Genomic DNA, 20,039 nt, shown 5'->3' on the forward strand with positions numbered 1-20,039 from the left:
CGGACTCCAGGGCGCTACGACGAGACCGTGTAGAGCGTCGACAGCAGGCCGAGCTTGATGCGGAAGCCGTCGCCCGTGTCGGTCACCGATCCCTTGCTGCCGGTCACCTTCACGCCGGTGACGCGCCCACCCGACCAGCCCAGGCCGTCGCGCGCCGTCACCACGACCGACCGCACGCTGCCGACTGCCGGGTACGCCGCCCGGATCGTCGCGAACGGCACGACCCGCGTCCACGAGTACGTGTCGAACGGGTCGGCCCGCGCCTGCAGGTACGGCTGCTCACGCGCGACCGAGTAGCCGCCGTTCGACGCGCTGAACTGCGTGAACGCGGGCTTGCCCGCGTAGGTCCGGATGTGGTTCGCGGTCGCGGCGACCGCGTTCGTCGTGCTCGTCGCCTCGAACGTGCGCACCAGACGACCCGACAGGTCGTACTCGGCCGCGCCGGGGAACATCTGGCACGACGTGGTGTCGCACGTGTCCCACCACCACGGGCGGTACGCCGACGCACGCTCGTACACCGCGTAGGTCCGCGCGGCGATCGCCTGGGCCTTGAGCGCCTCGGCGTGCCAGTACGACGGCATCTCGGCGGGGACGACCGAGCGCAGGTAGCTCGTCGCGTTCGTCGTGACCGTGACCGTGACGGCCCCGGCGTCGATGTTCGCGGACAGCGTCCCGCGATACTCCCGCGCCATGGACCCGACGACGTTGCGGACCGTGCCGTCGACCGGCACGAACGTGACCCGGCTCGCGCCGGCCAGCGTCGCGGCGGCCTTGGTCGAGGCGACCCACGTCCCCTTCGCGAGCGCCTGCAGCCGCCACGTGCTGCTCTTGCGCAGCACCCGCCACTGCGTCGGCGCCACCCAGACGGAACCGACCTTCACCTTCGCCGGGAGCGTCACCGGTGCGTTCGACCGGCCCTTGGCGGGGTTGGTCCCGCGCAGCGCGAGCCCCGTCTCCGCGACCGCCGTCGCCATGGCGTCGGTGTCGCCCTTCAGCCACACGTCGAACGTCTGCGCGTCGGGGACCGTACCCGATGCGGTGCCCGGGTAGTAGGCCGCGAGGATGGTGGAGACGTTCTGGCCGGCCTTCGCGCGCGCGTCGGCGCCGTACTGCGACAGGCCGACGCCGTGCCCGAAGCCGCGCCCCGAGATCGTCAGGCTGTCGCTCGCGGCCGTCGCGGGTCCGGCGCCGCCGACGAGCGCGCCGACCACGAGCGACGCCCCGGCCAGGACCGCCGTCAGCGCGCGACCCCTCACGCAGCCCCCTCCCGGGCGAGCAGGACCTCGACGACACGCCGCGCGGCGTCCCCCGAGCCGTACGGCGTCGCCTGCGGCAGTGCGCCAGGGCCGCGCAGTGCGACCTCGGGCAGCCGCGCGAGGTCCGCGGAGTCGGGCAGCAGCACGTTCCAGCCGCCCTCGAGCGTCTCGACCCATTCGGTCTCGGTACGCAGCGTCGTGCACGCCCGACCGAGCAGGAACGCCTCCTTCTGCAACCCGCCCGAGTCGGTGACGACACCCGCCGATCCGAGCACCGCGGCGACCATCTGCGGGTACGGCAGGGGTTCGGCGACGACGATCGAGCCCTGCGCGAGCTCGAGGCCCTGCGCCTCGCAGCGCGCCCGCAGCCGGGGGTGGGCGAGCAGCAGCACGGGCACGGGCAGCGCGGCGAGCGCCCGGACGATCGCGGCCAGGCGGGCCGGGTCGTCGGTGTTCTCCGCGCGGTGGATGGTCGAGACGAGGTAGGGGCCGTCCCCGACGCCCGCGACCGGCGAGGAGCCCGCCGCGACGACCGCGTCGCGCACCCGGAAGCACACGTCGGTCATGACGTCCCCGACGAGCACCGAGCGGTCCGCGAGGCCCTCGTCGGCCAGATGCCCCATCGCGACCTGCGTGGGGGCGAGCAGCAGGTCGGCGGCGTGGTCGGTGAGCACGCGGTTGTGCTCCTCCGGCATGCGCCGGTTGAACGAGCGCAGCCCTGCCTCGAGGTGCGCGAGCGGCAGGTGGATCTTCACCGCGGCGACCGCGGCCGCGAGCGTCGAGTTGGTGTCGCCGTAGACCAGCACCCAGTCGGGGCGGTGCTGCTCCATGACCGCCTCGAGCGGGCCGAGCATCGCGCCCGTCTGCTCGCCGTGCGAACCCGAGCCCACCGCGAGGTGCACGTCCGGCGCGGGGATGCGCAGGTCGGCGAAGAACACGTCCGACAGGCCCGGGTCGTAGTGCTGACCCGTGTGCACGATGACGTGCTCGACACCGGCCGCATCGCAGGCCTGTGCCACCGGGGCGAGCTTGACGAACTGAGGGCGAGCGCCGACGACGCTCAGGACCTTCACCGCATTGCCTCCACCACGCTGTCCGGAACTGCACCGGTCCCGCCCGCCACCTGCAGCAGGGTGGGCCGGTGGCCGGCCAGCCAGCCGGCGGTCGCCTCGGGCAGCCGCGCCCCGTCGACCAGCAGCGTGAGGTGTCCCAGCACGCCTCCCGTCAGGGAGTCGATGAGGTTCGCGTCGCGGCCCGACGCGACCACCACGGTACCTGTCCCGACCGCGGTCGCGAACTGGCCCGCGACCGCGACGGCGGTGGCGTACCGGTCGGCACCCGCGGCGCGCGTCACGCTCACCCCGGCGGCGGTCAGCGCGTCGGCGACGCCGCCGGCGACCGCACCCTCGCCGCCCACGACGAGCGCGCGGGTCGCGCCGAGCGCCTTGATCGTCTTCGCGGTGACCGGCGTGAGCGCGTCCGGCCGGGTGAGCACGACCGGGCGGCGGGTGGCAGCGGCCGGTCCTCCGGCCGCCGCGGCGTCGACGAGGTTGGCCTGGGCGCCCGAGGCGACGACGACGTCGGTCGCGGTGCCGAACTGCGCGGCGACCGCTGCGGCAGTCGCGTACCGGTCGTCGCCCGCGAGCCGCTGCACCTTCACCCCGAGCGTGCGCAGCTGGGCGACGAGCCGCGGGCCGAGCACCCCAGATCCGCCGATCAGCCACACCTTGGTGGGCGCCCGGCGCTGCAGCTCGGCGAGCGTCGCGGCCGGGAGCCCGTCACGCGACGCGAGCAGCACGGGAGCGGACCGCAGCCGCGCGAACGGCGCGGCGACGAGCCCGTCGACGAGGCTGCTCTGCGCCCCGGAGACGAGCACGACCTCGGAGCCCGTCGGGTAGGCGGCGCCGCTGATCGAGACCGCCGTGCCGTAGCGGTCGGCACCCGCGTACCGCTGCACGGCCGCGAGCGCGTGGCCCGAGACCGAGACGTAGGCCGAGTACAGGCCGAGCGTCGTGCGCACACCGTCCGTCGTCGGACGGCTGAGCAGGTAGCGCTCCTGACCGGTGGACGACGTCGCCTTGAGCTGCATCGCCGCGCCCGACGAGGCCCGCTGCGTCACGGTCAGGTAGGCGACGTCACCCAGGCCCGGGAACAGCGCCTTGACCTGCGCCTGCGACTTCGTGATCGTCCACGAGGCCCGCGGGTTGTGCACCGCCGGCAGCACCGACCAGTGGTCGTCGGCGCTGCGCAGGTACGTCAGCTTCGAGCCGCCCCAGACGTCCTCGGAGTTCGTGGTCGCGCCGCCCGTGGACGACGAGTAGAACGTCTGCGCCATGTCCCCCTGGTAGGTCAGGACCTGCGCGGTACCCGCCGGACGCGTGGCATCGACCGCGGCCACCCACTGCACGCCCCACGTCGCCTCGAGCTCCTTGTTCGCACCCGTGAACTTCTGGTCGGTCGGCTCGTCCGTCAGGTGCGCGCCGATCGAGGACCGCACGCCGGCGAGGTACTTGCGGTACGCGTACGTGCGGGCCGCGATCGCCTGCGCCTGCAGGGCCGCGGACGGCCACGACGACGGCATCTCCGCGATCCCGTACAGGTACTCGCTGTTCAGCTTCAGCGAGTCGACGACGTTGACACCGCCGTTCAGCGGCCCGAACGAGAGCATGCCGCGCGTGTAGCGCACGGTGCCGTAACCCGCATCGGCGCCGGGGAGCGTGACCCGTCCGGTCCAGGACAGGGTGAGCTCGGGCCACGTGCTCGGGTTGGTCCGGGGAGCCGCACCGCCGACCGTCGTCGAGACCCGCGCGGTGCCGGTCGCCGTGGAGTAGGTGAACGTGATCGAGTCCGCGGTCACGTCGATCGACGTGTCGGGACCGGTCCCGACCTTCCAGGTGGTCGTCGAGTCGCGGTACACCGTGACGCTCGTCGTGCCGTAGCGGACCTGGACGCGGATCGTCGGGTCGTCGCTGCGTGTGGTCAGCACGGCCGGGGAGTAGTACTGGCCGAGGATCTGCGCGGCCGACCGCCCCTCGAGGGCCTGCCCGTACGCGCCGTACTGCGACATCCCCATCCCGTGCCCCCAGCCGGAGCCCGTGAACGTGAACTCGGACGGAGGCGAACCGGCCGGCTGCACCGTGCCGGCGGACACCGTGCCGGCTGGGGCCGATCCGGGCACGGCCGATCCGGGCACGGCCGATCCGGGCACGGCCGATCCGGGCACGGCCGATCCGGGTACGGCCGTGAGCAGCACGAGAGCGGAGGTCAGCAGTGCGACCCACCCGCCGGGACGGCGAGACCTCATCGCATGGCTCGGGCGAACTCGGCGACCGTCGACGGCGGCACGACACCCGCGCCGCCGACCACGTCGACCGTCGTGACCGCGTTCTTGTCCAGCCACGCCGTCACACGGGCGTCGCCCGTGAACGGCACGATGAGCGCGAGCCGCCCGAGGGCGCCCGCGGTGACGGAGTCGATGAGCGAGCTGTCCGCCCCGTTCGCAACGGTCACGCGCGCGGTCCCGACCTTCTCGGCGAAGGCGCTCGCGGTGGCCAACGCGGTGCCGTAACGGTCGTCGCCGGCAAGGCGACGCACGTCGGCCCCCAGGCTCGAGCGCAGAGCGTCGGCCACCCCGTCCGAGACGGCACCCGTGCCGCCGACGATCGTGACGTCGCGCACGCCGCGCTTGGTCAGGACGTCCCGCGACACGGCCGGCAGGTTGTGAGGAGCGGTCAGGACGATCGGCATCTCCCGCGCCGCCGCCGCACCGCCGACGGTCGCGGCGTCGACGAGGTTCGCCTGCGCCCCCGAGGCGACGACGGCCGACGACGACGCGGGCATCCGGGCCGCGACCGCGGCCGCAGTCCCGTACCGGTCGGCGCCGGCGATGCGGCGCACCTCGTCGACCCCGAGCTTGCGCAGCTGCTTGACGAGCTTCGGGCCGAGCACACCCTTCCCGCCGACGAGCCAGACGGTCGACGGCGAACGCCGCTTGATCTCGGCCACCGTCGCGGCCGGCAGCGCATCCTGCTCCGAGAGCAGCACGGGCGCCGAGCGCCAACGCGCGAACGGGGCAGCGACGAGGCCGTCCACGATCGAGGACTGCGTCCCGGCCACGAGCACGACCTCGTCGGACGTGCGCTGGGCGAGCCTGCCGATCGCGGCCGCGGTCGCCCAGCGGTCGGCGCCACCCCAGCGCGCGATGCCGCACGCCTCCCCGCCGGAGCCGCCCTTCGGGAGCGCCTCGACGAAGACCGAGTCGGTCACGCCGAGGTGCGTGATCTGCACCTCGTAGACGCCCGCGGGCGCCTGGGTGCCGTCACCGAGCCGCTGGTCCCAGCTCACGGGCGCCCAGCCGCGCCCGGCACCGGCCAGCGTGCGGACCACGGTCGCGTCGCAGACCGAGCGCACGGTCGCGGTCCAGCTCTCCGACCTGACGCCGTACACCTCGGCGACGAGCGGTGTCCCGGGCGGGCCGGCGGCCGTCGCGACCCGCGCCTGCGCGCGCTGGACCTGCTGCGCGGCATAGTCGCGAACCAGGTTGAGCCGGTTGTACAGCAGCTGACCGGGGCAGGCCGTCGAGCCCGCGTCACGGTGGCCCATGATCGTCGGCAGCGGGCCCGTCCAGCCCGGCTTGCGGATGGGGTGCGTGCTGCCCTCGCGCGCGGTGAGGATCGCGGTGCCGAGCGGGTCACGACCGTACGTCGCGAGCTTCCACGCGGCGACCTGCGCGACCGAGCGCAGCGCCGCGTCGGGCGGCGTGTAGCTCGTGAAGTCGCCGATCATCGCGATGCCGATGGTGTCGGTGTTGAAGCCGCCCGAGTGCACGCCGAGCGGGATCTTGTCGATCGAGCCCGCGCGGCCCTCGTACACGGTGCCGAACCGGTCGACGAGGAAGTGGTACCCGACGTCGCTCCAGCCGCGACCCTTGATGTGGTACAGGTAGATGCCGCGCACGAGCGCGGGCGCCTGCGCCTGCGAGTAGGTGTTCGAGTTCACCGTGTGGTGGACGACGACCGCCTTGATCGTCGAGTTCCACAGGATCGGCTTGCGCAGCGACTCGTCGGCGTGCCACTGCGCACGCGTGACGAGCGACGGGGCGAGGCGCGACGGCGCCAGCCCGGACTCGGACGGGACGAGCGTCGTGCCCTCACGTGCGGCCTGCTCGAGCCCGACGTCGACGAGCGTCGCTGCCAGGCCGGCGGGCGCCGCACCCGTCGCGGTCTCCACGCGCACCTGCAGCCCGTCCGACCCGGAGCGGACCATCGGCTCGGTGCCCGGCCGGTTGGTGGCCGCCTCGGGCGTGCCCGCATCCGGCTGCTCGGCGTCCAGGTCGACGGGCGTCCAGTCGGACCACGTGCCCGCCTCGCGGGTGCGCACCAGGACGCGCGTGACGTCCGCGCGCTGGTCGGACCAGGTCACGCCCAGCACGTCGAAGCCCGCCGTCGTGCTCGCCGGCGTGAGGACCGCGAGCGTGCCGAGACGCGACTGCGGGCCGAGCGTGCCGTCGGAGGGCTCGACCTCGACCGGCAGCGACAGGTCGGGCAGGCTCGCGCGGTCGATGCCGGCGAGCGGCAGGGACGTGGTGCGTGAGGTCGAGTCGGCGGCGACGGGCACCGTCGCCGAGGCGCTCGTCGCGACCGGCGTCGGGTCCAGGACCGCCGCCGCACCCGCGTCCGCCCCCGCCGAAGCTGGGGTCGCCACGAGCGCGGTGACGAGTGCCGCCACGACGGCGGTCAGGGTGCGTCGGCGCATGGGTCTGTCCCGTCTGGCTGATACGCGCCACGGCGAACGCGGCACTGAACCCGCGTCACACTAATTCACACCTGTCACACATGCACGTAGCGCGGCGGCACGCGCCGAGCGATGTCCGAAACGTCGGGATCAGGCCTCGCGGGTGATCTCGTCGCGTCCGGCCGCCGCCTCGCGCAGCAGCTCGACGACCGCGTCGTGGTGCATCGCGGGGATGACCTGCGCGTTCGTGTAGGCGCGGGCGATCCGGGCGGCGAGCGGGATGCCGCGCGGGTCGCCCCACACCACGACCGTCGGGTCCGCGATCGCCTCGGCGTGCTCGCGCAGCACGTACCGCCCCAGGACGAGAGGGTCGACGTGCGCGTGCACGAGCCGCTCCCCCACGGCCCGGCGCCACCACAGACCGGCGGCCCGCTGCCGCTCGCCGAGCGCGTCGATCGTCGCCTCGCGGCCGAGCGCACGCGCGAACGGGCGCGCCACGGCGAGCAGCACACGCGGGATGCCGTCCAGGCCCCAGCGCTCGAGCCGGTGCGTGATCATGTCGTAGCGGACGTCGCCGACCTCGAGGACGCGCACGCGGTCGTCCACGTCGGCCTCGAGGGCCGAGTCGGCGACGAGCACGGCACGCGCCCCGCGGCGCGCCGCGTCCTGCGCGATCCGCGCGCTGCGACGCAGCGCCGAGCGGTGCAGCGCGATCGCGACGACGAGCGGCGCGTCCGGATCGGGCTCGGGCGCGGGCTCACCGCGCAGCAGCCGTCCGACGTCGGCACCGACCGCGGCGGGGCCGAACCGGAACGCGAGGTCCTCGCGCACCAGGTGCGGGCGGGCCGAGCCCAGCCGCGCCTCGAGCCCCTCGACCGCCACCAGGACCGGCTCGACGTCCTCACCCACGTCGACCAGCCACGACATCCACAGGTCCTGTGCGACGTCGAGCGTGCGCACGCCGCCGCGGGTCGCGGTCGCGACGACCGGAAGCCCCGTGGCGAGCGCCTCGGCCGATGCCATGCCGAACGTCTCGGACCGCGACAGGTGCACCATCAGGTCGGCCCGGTGGTAGACCTCGGCGATGTGCGTGGGGTCGACCCGCCCGAGGAACGTCACGGCGTCCAGCACCCCGAGCTCGTCCGCGAGCGCGCGCATCCGCTCGAGGTCCACGCCCGCGCCCGCGATCGTCAACGTGGCAGCCGGACGACGGGCCCGCCAGGCCGCGAACGCGCGCACGAGCCGCAGCACACCCTTGGCCTCGAGCACGTTGCCGACGTAGAGCCACCGGTCGAAGCGACGCGGCGGGTGCTCGCGCTCCGTCAGCCGCTCGACGTCGATGACGTTGTGCACGGTAGAGATCGTCGCCGCCCGGTCGGGGTACCGGCCACGCAGCACGCGTGTCAGGTCCTCGTTCACGGTGGAGAACGCCGCGGCGCCGCGCACGGTCTGCGCGTACAGCGCGGCCGTCGCGGGCTCGCTGAGCAGCCGGTTCACGTACGACGCGTGCTCGGTGACCAGCACCGGGACGCGTTCGCCGACGAGGTCGACCACGGCCCACCCGGTCGGCAGCCCGACGTGCACGTGCACCGCGGTGGCCGCGGCGAGCTCGTCGGCGTGCGGTTCGAGCGCCGCGCGGGTCAGCCGGGCGACCTCGTCGCGCGGGGCGGCCGGCTCGGTCTCGAACGGGACCCGCAGGACCTCGATGCCGTCGACGACCTCGCGCGCGGGCGCCGGCGCGGTGCCGGGCGGGTGCGACGAGACGTGCACGACGAGCGGGTCGGGGAACTGCTCGAGCAGCGCCTGCGTGGTGCGCCGCACGAACACCCCCCAGTAGGGGTGCCCGCTCGTCGGGTACCACGGCGTGACGACGACGAGCCGGCCGGGCCGGTCGGGGACGGGACGCTCAACCACGGGCCACCTCGCGGACCTGCTCGACGAACGGTTCCAGCAGCGTGTCGCGCCGGTAGGTGCGCGCGTGCGCGAGCGCGTCGTCGTGCTGACGCTGCGTGGAGGTGCGGGCGCCGCGCGCGGCCGCGAGCAGCGCGTCGGCGACGCCGCGGGCCGTCAGCGTCGCTGCCGGGAAGGACAGCGGGTAGCCGTCGAGGGGTTCGGCGATCGCGGTCGTCTGCGTGAACACCCCGACGATCGGCTTGCCGGACGCCATGCACTCGAAGACCTTGCCCGACGTCACGTACCGCGACGGCGCCGCCATCAGCAGGATCGCGTCGAGATCCTCGTACACGTCGCCGATCGTCGCCTTCGAGACCGGGCCGTCGTAGCTGACGCCGATGCCCTCCTCGAGCGGCATGAGGCCCGCGATGCGTTCGGCCTGTGCGGCGAAGAAGCCGAGGTGCCCGTAGACGTGCGCGGTCGCGCCGTCGAGCGCGGGGTCCTGGCGCGCGATCCGCCAGCCCTCCCACATCTCGGCGTGCGGGTGCCGGTCGGTCACGGTCCCGACGAACCCGAACCGCAGCGGCCGGTCCGGTGCCGGCGGGCGGAACGCGGGCTCGCCCAGCAGGTCGGCGTCGTAGCCGTTGGGCAGCACCAGCATCCGCTCGGCCGCGGCCGGGTAGCGCTGCGCGTGCCACTCGCGCAGCGCCTCGTTGACGAACGTGAGGCGCGAGGCCCCGGCGACCAGACGAGCCTCCCAGCGCCGCGCGAGGTGACCGGGAGGGAACGCGTCGCCCTCGGTGAACAGGTCGAGGGTCCACGAGTCGCGGTAGTCGAGCACGTACGGGATCCGGTGGCGCACGCGAGCCCCGTACGCCGCGGCGAACGAGCTCCACGGGTTGCCGGTCGCGACGACGACGTCGACGGGTCGACGCTTGTGCACGCCGCCGATCGCCGACACGACGGGCCTGATCCATGACGCGTACTGCTCGGGGAACACGAACCTCTGCCCGGCGATCGTCAGCGCCCGGTGCACGAACGGCAGGTCGGTCGCGAGCCGCGAGCGGTGCCGCAGGTCGGGGTCGAGGTGCGACATCGGCATCGGCACCCGCACGACGTCGATGCGCGGGTCGATCGTCGCGAGCAGGCTGTCGTCGCGCGACCCGACCACCCGGTCGTAGAAGTCCTCCGTGACCGTGACGACGGTCGTGTCCCAGCCGTTCGCGGCGAAGTGGTTGGCCATCGCGAGAGCCCGGTACACGCCGCTCGCACGCGAGGGCGGGTAGAACAGCGCGACGAGGACGACGTGCGGTCGTCGTTCGGACACCTGACGGACCTCCTGGGACGGCGCACGGCGACCGTCGGTCTGCTCGGGGATCGAGCGCCCCGAGGGGCGCGGACAGCGGCGCACCCGTCTCCGGACGGGGCCGTGCACCGGTCGCCGAGAGCGGCCCGATGCCGTCGTTAGTATAGGAGCGCCCGTCCGGGCTGCCCCTTTTCACCCCTTGAGGATGCTGTGAAGATCGCTGTCGTCGCGCTCGGAAAGATCGGCCTCCCGTTGGCCGTCCAGTTCGCCTCGAAGGGGCACGACGTCGTCGGGGTCGACGTCAACCCCACGGTCGTCGACCTCGTCAACGCGGGCACCGAGCCCTTCCCGGGCGAGGCGCACCTGGCCGAGAAGCTCGCCGAGCTCGTCCCCGCCGGCCGGCTGCGCGCCACCACCGACTACGCCGACGCGATCCCCGGCGCCGACGCCGTCGTGCTCGTCGTGCCGCTGTTCGTCAACGACGAGACGTGGCAGCCGGACTTCGGCTGGATGGACGCCGCGACGCGGTCCCTGGCCGCGCACCTCACACCGGGCACGCTCGTCTCGTACGAGACGACGCTGCCCGTCGGTACGACGCGCACCCGGTGGAAGCCGCTGCTCGAGGAGGTCTCGGGGCTGACCGAGGGCACCGACTTCCACCTCGTGTTCTCACCCGAGCGCGTCCTGACGGGCCGCGTGTTCGCGGACCTGCGCAAGTACCCCAAGCTCGTCGGCGGGCTCAGCGAGGCGGGCGCCGCGGCCGCGATCGCGTTCTACGAGGACGTGCTCGACTTCGACGAGCGTCCCGACCTGCCGCGCCCCAACGGCGTGTGGGACCTGGGCTCGGCCGAGGCCTCGGAGCTCGCCAAGCTCGCGGAGACCACCTACCGCGACGTCAACATCGGCCTGGCCAACCAGTTCGGCCGGTTCGCCGAGAAGAACGGCATCGACGTGCACGCCGTGATCGACGCCTCCAACTCGCAGCCGTACTCGCACATCCACCGCCCGGGCATCGCCGTCGGCGGGCACTGCATCCCGGTCTACCCGCGGCTCTACCTGTTCAACGACCCGGACGCGACGATCGTGCGCGCGGCCCGCGAGGCGAACATGGGCATGCCCGCGCACGCGATCGACCTGGCGCGCGTCGCGGCGGGCGGCTCGCTCGAGGGCCTGCGGCTCGTCGTGCTGGGGGCGTCCTACCGCGGCGGCGTGAAGGAGACCGCGTTCTCGGGGGTCTTCGCGACCGTGGAGGCGGCCCGTGCGGCCGGCGCCGACGTCCTGGTGCACGACCCGATGTACACCGACGACGAGCTCGAGCGCTTCGGCTGGACCCCGTTCCACGCGGGCGAGAGCGCCGACGTCGTCGTCGTGCAGGCCGACCACGCGGACTACCGCACCTGGGGTGCGGCGCAGGTGCCGGGCGTGCGCGTGGTCGTCGACGGCCGCGACGTCACGGCTCCCGACTGGGGCGGCGCGACGAGGATCGTGCTCGGGAAGGCCTGAGCGTGCCCGACGCGCCGCAGGAGGGTGCGCCCTACGTCGTCGTCACGCCCTGGTACCCGACGACGCAGCGCCCGCACCACGGCGTCTTCGTGCGCGAGTGGACGCGGGCGATCGGCCGGCCCGCGCTCGTGCTGCACCTCGACGCGGTCGACCCCGACGAGTTCGACGGCCCCGACGAGCCGACGGCCCCGACCGAGGAGGACCGGCCCGAGGGTCGCCTCGTGCGCATCCCGGTGCCCGTCGCGCCGTCGACGTCGCGCGCGCTGACCGCGCAGGCGTTCGCCGCGGCGCTGCGGGGCTACCTCGCAGCGCACCGCGGGCTGGTCACCGCCGCCTCGGTGGTCCATGCGCACGTCGCCATGCCCGCCGGTTACGCCGCGGCCGTCACCGTGCCGCCCGGCGCGCGGTTCGTGCTCACCGAGCACGCGTCCTACCTGCCGACGATCCTGGCCCGCGAGGACGCGCGCGCGCTCTACGCCGTCGCGGCGGCCCGCGCGTCCGCGGTGCTCATGGTCGGCGAGGCCGAGGCGCGTCTGCTGCGCACGAGCGTGCCCGCGGTCGCGGACCGGGTCGTCGCGGTGGGCAACCCGCTCGACGACACCAGGTTCACGCCGCGCCCGCGCCCGCACGGCCCGCTCACCGCGTGGGTCACGGTCGGCAACCTCGTGCCGGGCAAGGGCCAGGAGCACGTGCTGTCCGCGCTCGCCGCGAGCCCCGGCTCGACGCTGCTCGTCGTCGGCGACGGACCCGCTCGCGCCGACCTCGAGGAGCAGGCCCGCACGCTCGGCGTCGCGGACCGGGTCGAGCTGTGCGGCGCGGTAGCGCCGGACCAGGTGCCGGCGCTGCTGCGCGAGCGGGACGTGGCCGTCCAGCTCTCCGACCGCGAGACGTTCGGCCTCGCGCCGCTCGAGGCGCTGCTCGCCGGGCTGCCCGTCGTGGCGACGGCGTGCGGCGGCCCGCAGACCACGCTCGCCGACGCGGTCGCGCGCGGCGTCGCGGCCCTCGTCCCGGTACGGCCCTCCCCCGCGCACGTCGTGGCGGCGATCACCTCCCTCGCGTCCGACGACACGCGAGGACCCGGCCTGGACGACGGGGTCGACAGCGACGAAGGGACCGACGAGGCCGACCGTGCCGACGAGGCCGCGCGCGCGGAGCTCGTCACCCGCTACGGTGCGGCCGCGTTCGGTGCGCGCATCCGGCGCGTGCTCGACGGCGACCCGCTCGACGCGCCCGACCCGGGCCGGCCCGGGGTGCTCACGGTCGCGCTGGGCCCCGCCGCGTCAGCCGCGCTCGCGGCCCGCCACGACGCGCTGCTGCGCGCCGGCGGCACGGTGCTGCACCTCACGGCCGGACCGGCCGCCGCGCTCGCGAGCGACGCGCGGCTCGAGGCCGGCGCACTGCTCGAGACCGCGTGGGGCGCCGCCGCTCCCCCCGCACCGGCCGACCCGCTCGGCGCCCGCTGGGCGGACCGGGCCGCGAGCGCCCTGCCCGGCAAGGTCGGACGGGCGGCGTCGGCTGCGGGCCGACGCCTGCGGTCGCGCGCGACGAGCGGCGCCGTGGCCGGTGAACGCGGGCTCGTCGAGTCCCGATGCGCCGGGGTGCTCGCTGGCGCCGAGACGCTGGCGGCCCGCCTGGCGCCGGCACTCGCCGACGTGACGGTCGTCGTGCCCGTGGCGGACCCGGCCGACGACCCGGCGACGCGCACAGCCTCCGACGCGCTCGCCGCCGCGTTGGTGAGCGCACTGGGTGCGCGCCTCGGGCAGCCCGCCGAGCTCGTCCGTCACTGACCTCGACCGTTACTGAGCTCGACCGTCACTGAGCCAGACCGCCACTGAGCCGTGCGCCCTCGTCGGGCGGGCTCGTCGGACGGGCGTCAGTCGATCGGTTCCAGCCCCAGGCCCAGCGCATCGGCCAGGACTGCGGCGGACCGGCGGCCGTCGTGCAGGGCCGCGACGAGAGCGGGACCGGAGCCCGCGAGCGCGCGCGCCCGGTCACGGTCGTCGAGCACGCCGCGCAGAACCGCCGCGAGGTCCGCGCCCGACGCCTCGAGCACGGGCAGGTCGACGCCCGCGGCGGCCCGCACCGCGTCGCGCACCTGCGCATCGACGTTGCTCACGACGAGCCGGCCCGCGGCCATCGCCTCGCACGCTGCCACGCCGTAGATGCCGAGCCGGAACTGGTCGAGGACGACGTCGGCGTCGCGGTACAGCGCGCGGACCTCGTCGGACGGGACGCCGCTGACGACGCGGTACTCGACGACGGCCGCGGCCGCGAGCGGCTCGAGCGCCGCGGTCACCAGGTCGGTGCCCTTGAGCCCGCCGTTGCTCGGCGCATGCACCACGACGGGTACGGCGCGCACCAGCGGCGGGTCGTCGCACGCCCAGCGAGCGGCGTCGACGACGACGGGGCACCAGCGCGCGCCCGGCCAGCCGGGCAGCAGGTCCGGCGTCGAGACCAGCACCGGCCCGGTGAAGCCTCGCGCGCGGCGACGGTTGCGCAGCGCGACGGACTCGAGCGCACGCGTGCGCGCCGTCGGCGGGCTGAACGGCGAGGCCGGATGAGTCGCGGCGTGCGCGCTCGGAACGCGCACGTCCGTGCCGTGCCACAGCAGTGCGACGCGCACGCCGCGCTCCGCCAGCGCACGCGCCTCGGCGACCGGGTCGAAGCCGTGCAGCCGGCCGAACAGGGGCCGGCCCGCCTCGATGACGACCGCCTCGACGTTCGACGCGACGAGGTCGAACACCCGGCGCTGGTAGGCGCGCGAGGCGCGGTGCGCGTCCGCGAGCCGCAGGACGTGGTCGGCGCCGAAGCCGAACCGGTCGTCGGCCGTGAACGCCCAGGACACCGCGGGCACGCCCGCCCGCTCGAGCGCCTCGACCCAGGCGTGGCCCTGCCCGGCGAAGTTGGCGGGGGCCACCAGGACGCGCGCGGGTCGGCCGGTGCGCCGCGAGACCACGGGCGGCAGGGTCGCCGGGTCGGCCGTCCACGGCGTGCGCGCCCACTTCAACCGCTCGATCGCGTTGTCGAGCGCCGCGGGCAGCCGGTGTCGACGCGAGGTGACGGCCCCGCCCGCAGCACGCAGCATCGACGCCGCTCCCACGTCCCACCCCCGGTCCGCCCGCACCTCGCGCGCGCGCCCATCCTCACACGTCCGCAGGGTCGGGCGGGGTCGGGCGGCGACAGTCGGTACCCTCGGGTGCGCGCCCGCACGACTCACCCCGAACGACCCCTCGAACGACCCCGAACGACCCCCGAGCGACGAGGAACGATGACGACGCCCCCCCACCTGCTCTACCTCGCGTGGGGCTTCCCGCCCTCACGTGCGGGCGGCGTCTACCGAGCGCTCGCAACCGTCAACGCGTTCGCGTCCGCCGGCTGGGACGTCACGGTCGTGACCGCGCAGCGCGAGACCTTCGAGCGGTTCACAGGTGCGGACCCGTCGCTCGAGGACCGGGTCGCGCCCGGCGTCGAGGTCGTGCGGATCCCGTTCGAGTGGCCGGCACAGGAGACCGACATCCGGCGCTACTCCCGCCTGCGCGCGACGCTCCCGCCGGTGTGGAGCCGCCTGCGTCGTCGTCGGGACACCGTGAGCTTCCCCGAACCGTCCTACGGACCGTGGCGGCGGCCGCTGACCGCGGCGGCGCAGGCGGTGCACGAGCGCCACCCGGTCGACCTCACGGTCGCAACCGCGAACCCGCACGTCACGTTCGCAGCCGCGCACGCGCTGCACCGCTCGTCGGGCGTGCCGTTCGTCATGGACTACCGCGACGCGTGGCGCCTCGACGTCTTCACCGGTGCCGTCACGGCGGTTCCGCGCTCGCGCGTCGGGCGGTGGGAGTCGCGGCTCGTCGCCGCGGCGCACGAGGTCTGGTTCGTCAACGAGCCGTTGCGCGCCTGGCATGCCGAGCAGTACCCGTCCGCCGCCGCGCGCATGCACGTCGTCGAGAACGGCTGGGACCCGGACCTGCTGACGCTGCCCGTCCCGCGCACGCCGCACGAGGGTCCGGGGCTGCGGTTCGCCTACCTCGGCACGGTCACGCCCAAGGTGCCGCTCGACGAGCTGCTCGCGGGCTGGCAGCTCGCGCTCGAGCGCGGGCTCGTCCCCGCGGGCTCGACCCTCACGCTCGGCGGCCACCTCGGCTACTTCGCGGTGCCGCAGGGCCGGCTCGCGGAGGCCCTCGCCGATGCGGCGGGCTCCGGCGTGCGTTACGCGGGTCCGGTCGCGAAGGCCGAGGTCAGCGCGTTCTACGCCGCCGCCGACGTGCTCGTCCTCGCCCTGGGTAGCGGCCGGTACGTCACGAGCGGCAAGGTGTACGAGTACGTCGCCGCCGGACGTCCCGTCGTCGCGGTGCACGACCCCGCGAACGCGACCACCGCGGTCCTCGCCGAGCACCCGCTGGTCGCGCGCGTCGCCGCGGTCACGCCCGACGAGGTCGCCCGCGCACTCGGCGAGGGTGCGACGCTCGCGCGCGACGTCTCGCCCGACGCGACCGAACGGCTCGCCGTGCTCGCGACGAGCCTGCGCCGCGACCGGCAGCTCGCCCCGCGCGTCGAGGCCCTCACCGAGCAGGTCGCCCGATGAGCCGCGCGGCGCAGCCCACGGGGACCACAGGGACGCTCGTCGCGCTCGTCGTCGCGGCGTCGACCACCACGGACGATGCCGTCGACGCTTTCGTCGCGACGCTGACGGCCGCAGGCGGAGACGTCCGCGTCGTCGACCTGCGACCCACGGGCATCGATCCGCAGGCCCGACCGCCGCGCGTGGTCCGGGCCGTGAACGTCGTCCGGTCCGGAGCGCGTGCCGCGCGTCGGTGGGACGCCGACGGTCGCGCGCTGGCCGTCGCGGCGCGCGTCGTCGTGGCCGCGGACCGACCCGCGGTGCGGGCGGTGTGGGCGACGCGTGGCTGGACGTCCGCGGCGCTCGTCAACGGCGTCCCCGCCGGCGTGCGATCGCTCAGGTGAGCAACGCGGCGACCGCGTCCGCGAAGGCCGTCAGGTCGTCGCCCGTCACGTAGACCTCGCCCGCCGCGCGTGCCGCGGCGCGCACCCGGTCGAGCTCGGCAGGGTCCGCGAGCCACCGCGACAGGCAGTCCGCGGCGCCGCGTGCGTCGGTGACGACCGCGCCCGCACCGGTCGACGCGAGCACCTCGGCACTGCGCGGCAGGCCGGTCGAGACGACCGCGAGGCCGCAGGCCAGGTACTCGTACAGCTTGCTCGGGATCGCGTCGCGGAACGCGGGCGTCGCATCGAGCAGGAGCAGCCCCACCCACGCGCCGGTCGCGTGGGTCCACGACTCCCGCGGCGGCTGTCGCCCGTGCCAGTGCACCGCGTCCGCGAGCAACGGCGAGGCGATCCGGGCCAGGAACGCGTCGCGATCCTCGGGAGCCAGCGGCCCGACGAGGTCGAGCGCCCACCCGGGCGCGGCCTCGACCGCGTCCAGCATCGCGAACAGCCCGCGACTGCGCCGCAGGTCACCGATGTACAGCGCCCGCGGCGACGGGTCCCGCTCGCCCGGTCGCGGGAGCATCGTCAGGTCCGCGAGGTTGCGCACGACGAGCCGATGCGGCTCGTCCCGCATCAGGTGCTCGTCGGCGACGACAAGCAGGTCCGCGGCACGGGCCGCACGGATGCCGAGCCGCGCCCAGAGTGCGGCGATCGCGCCCCGCAGCCCGGACGCCCACGTGCGGTCCTTCAGCAGCAGGTCGTAGTCCTCGTGGACGTCGGCCACCAGCGCCGAGCGGCGTCCGACGATCCGACGCAGCCGCCGGGCGACCCGGGCACCCGCGGCCGAGTCGGGGTCGAGCGCGACGACGACCTGCCCGCGCGCGTGCAGAGGGAGCGTCACCGCGTGCCAGGCGCGCCGCGCGCCGCCTCCGCGTCGCCACGTGCGGTTCGTCGCCTCGGGCGGACCCGACGAGGCCACACCCAGCCCCAGGACCTCGACGGTCAGGCCACGGCGGTGCAGCGCCGCGACCTCACGGTGCAGGCGCGCGTCGGCCACGTCGTGACCGGAGGTCACGACGCTCACCTGTGGCCTCGGCGCAGCACCCACTCGTCAGAGGTCTTCGAGCGTGAAGGCGTTTGCCCCGACCTGCAGGAACTTCGTGTACGCCGCACCGCATTCCTCGGGCGAGCCACGCATCATCAGGCGGCCCTCGTGGATCCAGATCGCGTCGTTGCACAGTTCCATGATCGAGGCGAGCGAGTGGCTCACGAGGAACATCGCGCGAGCCGACGACATCAGCTCCGCCATCTTCTTGGCGGCCTTGTTCTTGAACTTCGCGTCACCGGCGGACAGCGCCTCGTCGATGAGCAGGATGTCCGGCTCCATGTGCACCGAGACCGCGAACGCCAGGCGCTGGCCCATACCTGACGAGTACGTCCGCAGCGGTAGGTCCATGAACTCGCCGAGCTCCGCGAACTCCGCGATCTCGTCCGCGCGTGCCTCGACCTCCGCGCGGGTCAGACCCTGCGCGAGACCGCCGAGGATCACGTTCTCGCGGCCCGACAGCGCCGCGTTGAAGCCCACACCGAGCGACAGCAGCGAGCTGATCCGGCCGCGGACCTCGATCCGGCCCGCGGTGGGAGGCAGCACACCCGCGAGCGAGCGCATGAGCGTCGACTTGCCCGCGCCGTTGGCCCCGATGATGCCGAGCGCCGTGCCGACCGGCACGTCGAACGACATCTCCTTGATGGCCTCGACCTCGCGCACCGCACGCTCGCCGCGGCCGAGCCGGACGATCGCGCTCTTGAAGGTCGGGACCTTCTCGAACGTCGTGCGGTACGTGATCGACAGGTTCTGCACGCTCACCGCCGGGGGCAGCTCGTGCTCGATCCGGCGCGCACGCACCGCGGCGCGCTGTTCCGAGATCTGCTCGGTCGCGGCCACCGGTGCACTCGGCTCGGCGGCGCCCTGCTTGCCGGCACCGGCCTTCGCACCACCACCCTGCTTGGCACCGCCACCCTGCTTGGCGCCACCGCCCTGCTTGGCGCCACCGCCCTGCTTGGCGCCGCCACCCTGCTTGGCACCACCGCCCTGCTTGGCACCACCGCCCTGCCTGGCACCACCGCCCTGCCTGGCACCACCACCTTGCCCGGCGCCGCCCTGCTTCGCACCGCCACGACGTGCGGCACCGGTCCTGCCGGCACCGGTCGGGGCGTCGGCACCGGCATCACCAGACCCGGCGTCAGACCCGGCCTCGTCAGAAGCGGCGTCGTCCGAGGCGGCCTCGTCAGAAGCGGCCTCGTGAGGAGCGTCCTCGGCTGCACCGGCCTCGTTCGTGGTGACCCCAGCCGCGTCGTCGGCGACCGTGCTGTCGGCGGCCGTGCTGTCGGCGGCCGTGGCGTCGGCGACCGTGGCGTCACTCGTGGTGGTGCCGGTCGTGCTGGCGTCGCTGGTGGTGGCGTCGGCATCCGCCGGCGTCACCGGGTCGGACGGGGCCGCCGGCTCCGGGCGTGCGGCGGACGGCACCCGCGCACCGAGATCAGATGCGGACAGCGAACTCACGCTCCCTCGACATGAAGAACAACGACCCACCGACGGCGGCGATCACGGACCAGACCACCGCTGCGAGCCACACGGAGGGCGGCGGGATCTCCGATCGCAGCGCGAGGTCCGTCCAGCCTCCGATGAGGGAGAACAGCGGGTTCCCGATGAGCATCAGCTTCTCGAAACGCGCAGGCGCGTCGTCGATCAGCCACAGCACGGGCGACATGTAGAGCCAGATGCGCGTGAAGAACGGCAGGAAGCTCGACGTGTCCCGGAAGTACACCTGCAGGGTCGCCATCAACGCCGCGAGCCCGATGCTGAACAACGTCAGCAGGCCCAGGAAGACGATCGACAGGAGCATCTCCCAGCCCCAGCGCTCGTTGGAGAAGGCCTTGATGACGAGGAACACCGGGACGGTCGGCACGAACCGGAAGAACGCGGTGCGCACGGCGGCCATCGGCATGAGCAGTCGCGGGAACGCCATGTTGAGGATCAGCCGGCCACCGCCCGTGACGGAGCTGGCGCCCTGTCCGAGCGCGGCCGAGATGAGCTGGAAGGCGAAGAGCCCGCACACGATGTGCGCGAGGTAGTCGATGCCACCCTTGCCACGCAGGATCACCACGAGGATGTAGTAGACGAGCGCCATGAGCAGCGGGTTCAGCACGAGCCAGAGCTGGCCGAACACGGTCTGCGAGTGCGCGGCACGGATGCCCGCCTTCGAGAACTCGGCAGCAAAGGGCATGCGCTGGCGCAGCTCCGCGAAGTAGGGGCCGAACTTCGGCAGCCCCGCGCGGTGCGGTTCGTAGACGTGCAGGACGGCGTCGGGGTCGAGCACCGCGTCCTTGGTCGCCATGGTGGT

14 protein-coding genes are annotated in these 20,039 nt (G+C 74.4%); 4 read left to right on the forward strand and 10 right to left on the reverse strand.

Annotated elements, in window-relative coordinates:
- Positions 1 to 14 precede the first annotated feature (14 nt).
- The 6 genes from CCO02nite_RS09070 to CCO02nite_RS09100 form a co-directional block, all read right to left on the reverse strand.
- Complete coding sequence (locus CCO02nite_RS09070; RefSeq protein WP_146842808.1) at positions 15 to 1,256, reverse strand: SpoIID/LytB domain-containing protein; 1,242 nt, start codon at positions 1,254 to 1,256, stop codon at positions 15 to 17.
- Positions 1,253 to 2,329 (reverse strand): non-hydrolyzing UDP-N-acetylglucosamine 2-epimerase, encoded by a 1,077-nt coding sequence (gene wecB / locus CCO02nite_RS09075; protein WP_146842809.1) that lies wholly within the window; start codon positions 2,327 to 2,329, stop codon positions 1,253 to 1,255. The genes CCO02nite_RS09070 and wecB overlap by 4 nt, the downstream gene beginning before the upstream one ends.
- The gene (locus tag CCO02nite_RS09080) at positions 2,326 to 4,560 is read right to left on the reverse strand and encodes a SpoIID/LytB domain-containing protein (protein ID WP_146842810.1); all 2,235 of its coding nucleotides are present in this window, start codon (positions 4,558 to 4,560) and stop codon (positions 2,326 to 2,328) included. Before CCO02nite_RS09080 ends, wecB begins: the two co-directional genes overlap by 4 nt.
- The gene (locus CCO02nite_RS09085; protein WP_186812647.1) at positions 4,557 to 7,010 is read right to left on the reverse strand and encodes a cell wall-binding repeat-containing protein; all 2,454 of its coding nucleotides are present in this window, start codon (positions 7,008 to 7,010) and stop codon (positions 4,557 to 4,559) included. Before CCO02nite_RS09085 ends, CCO02nite_RS09080 begins: the two co-directional genes overlap by 4 nt.
- Before the next feature lie 129 nt (positions 7,011 to 7,139).
- The gene (locus CCO02nite_RS09095; protein WP_146842812.1) at positions 7,140 to 8,903 is read right to left on the reverse strand and encodes a glycosyltransferase; all 1,764 of its coding nucleotides are present in this window, start codon (positions 8,901 to 8,903) and stop codon (positions 7,140 to 7,142) included.
- Positions 8,896 to 10,209 carry a glycosyltransferase gene (locus CCO02nite_RS09100; protein ID WP_146842813.1) on the reverse strand — a complete coding sequence of 438 codons (1,314 nt, stop codon included), beginning with the start codon at positions 10,207 to 10,209 and terminating at the stop codon, positions 8,896 to 8,898. Before CCO02nite_RS09100 ends, CCO02nite_RS09095 begins: the two co-directional genes overlap by 8 nt.
- Before the next feature lie 189 nt (positions 10,210 to 10,398).
- Here CCO02nite_RS09100 and CCO02nite_RS09105 point away from each other — a divergent pair, with 189 nt between their 5' ends.
- Both CCO02nite_RS09105 and CCO02nite_RS09110 read left to right on the forward strand, forming a co-directional pair.
- A complete protein-coding gene (locus CCO02nite_RS09105) occupies positions 10,399 to 11,691 on the forward strand; it encodes a nucleotide sugar dehydrogenase (protein WP_146842814.1) in 1,293 nt (430 codons plus the stop codon).
- A 2-nt stretch (positions 11,692 to 11,693) separates the two neighbouring features.
- Positions 11,694 to 13,478, forward strand: a complete 1,785-nt coding sequence (locus tag CCO02nite_RS09110) for a glycosyltransferase family 4 protein (protein WP_146842815.1) — start codon at positions 11,694 to 11,696, stop codon at positions 13,476 to 13,478.
- An 86-nt stretch (positions 13,479 to 13,564) separates the two neighbouring features.
- On the opposite strand, the gene CCO02nite_RS09115 is transcribed toward CCO02nite_RS09110, so the two are convergent.
- Positions 13,565 to 14,776, reverse strand: coding sequence for a glycosyltransferase family protein (locus CCO02nite_RS09115; RefSeq protein WP_146842816.1), 1,212 nt, complete (start codon positions 14,774 to 14,776; stop codon positions 13,565 to 13,567).
- A gap of 183 nt (positions 14,777 to 14,959) precedes the next feature.
- Between CCO02nite_RS09115 and CCO02nite_RS09120 the strand changes: the two genes are divergently transcribed.
- Positions 14,960 to 16,273 carry a glycosyltransferase gene (locus tag CCO02nite_RS09120; protein WP_222593176.1) on the forward strand — a complete coding sequence of 438 codons (1,314 nt, stop codon included), beginning with the start codon at positions 14,960 to 14,962 and terminating at the stop codon, positions 16,271 to 16,273.
- Positions 16,270 to 16,653 (forward strand): hypothetical protein, encoded by a 384-nt coding sequence (locus tag CCO02nite_RS09125; RefSeq protein ID WP_146842817.1) that lies wholly within the window; start codon positions 16,270 to 16,272, stop codon positions 16,651 to 16,653. The genes CCO02nite_RS09120 and CCO02nite_RS09125 overlap by 4 nt, the downstream gene beginning before the upstream one ends.
- On the opposite strand, the gene CCO02nite_RS09130 is transcribed toward CCO02nite_RS09125, so the two are convergent.
- From CCO02nite_RS09130 to CCO02nite_RS09140, 3 genes are read right to left on the reverse strand one after another with little or no spacing between them, the layout of a single operon-like run.
- Complete coding sequence (locus CCO02nite_RS09130) at positions 16,646 to 17,710, reverse strand: glycosyltransferase (protein ID WP_146842818.1); 1,065 nt, start codon at positions 17,708 to 17,710, stop codon at positions 16,646 to 16,648. The two genes, CCO02nite_RS09125 and CCO02nite_RS09130, sit on opposite strands and share 8 nt — an antisense overlap.
- 36 nt (positions 17,711 to 17,746) lie before the next feature.
- Entirely contained in the window at positions 17,747 to 19,198 is a 1,452-nt protein-coding gene (locus CCO02nite_RS16085; protein WP_246117453.1) for an ABC transporter ATP-binding protein, read from the reverse strand.
- Complete coding sequence (locus CCO02nite_RS09140; protein ID WP_146842819.1) at positions 19,176 to 20,033, reverse strand: ABC transporter permease; 858 nt, start codon at positions 20,031 to 20,033, stop codon at positions 19,176 to 19,178. The genes CCO02nite_RS16085 and CCO02nite_RS09140 overlap by 23 nt, the downstream gene beginning before the upstream one ends.
- Between the last annotated feature and the right edge of the window lie 6 nt (positions 20,034 to 20,039).

The organism is Cellulomonas composti, from assembly GCF_007990245.1.
GTDB lineage: Bacteria > Actinomycetota > Actinomycetes > Actinomycetales > Cellulomonadaceae > Cellulomonas > Cellulomonas composti.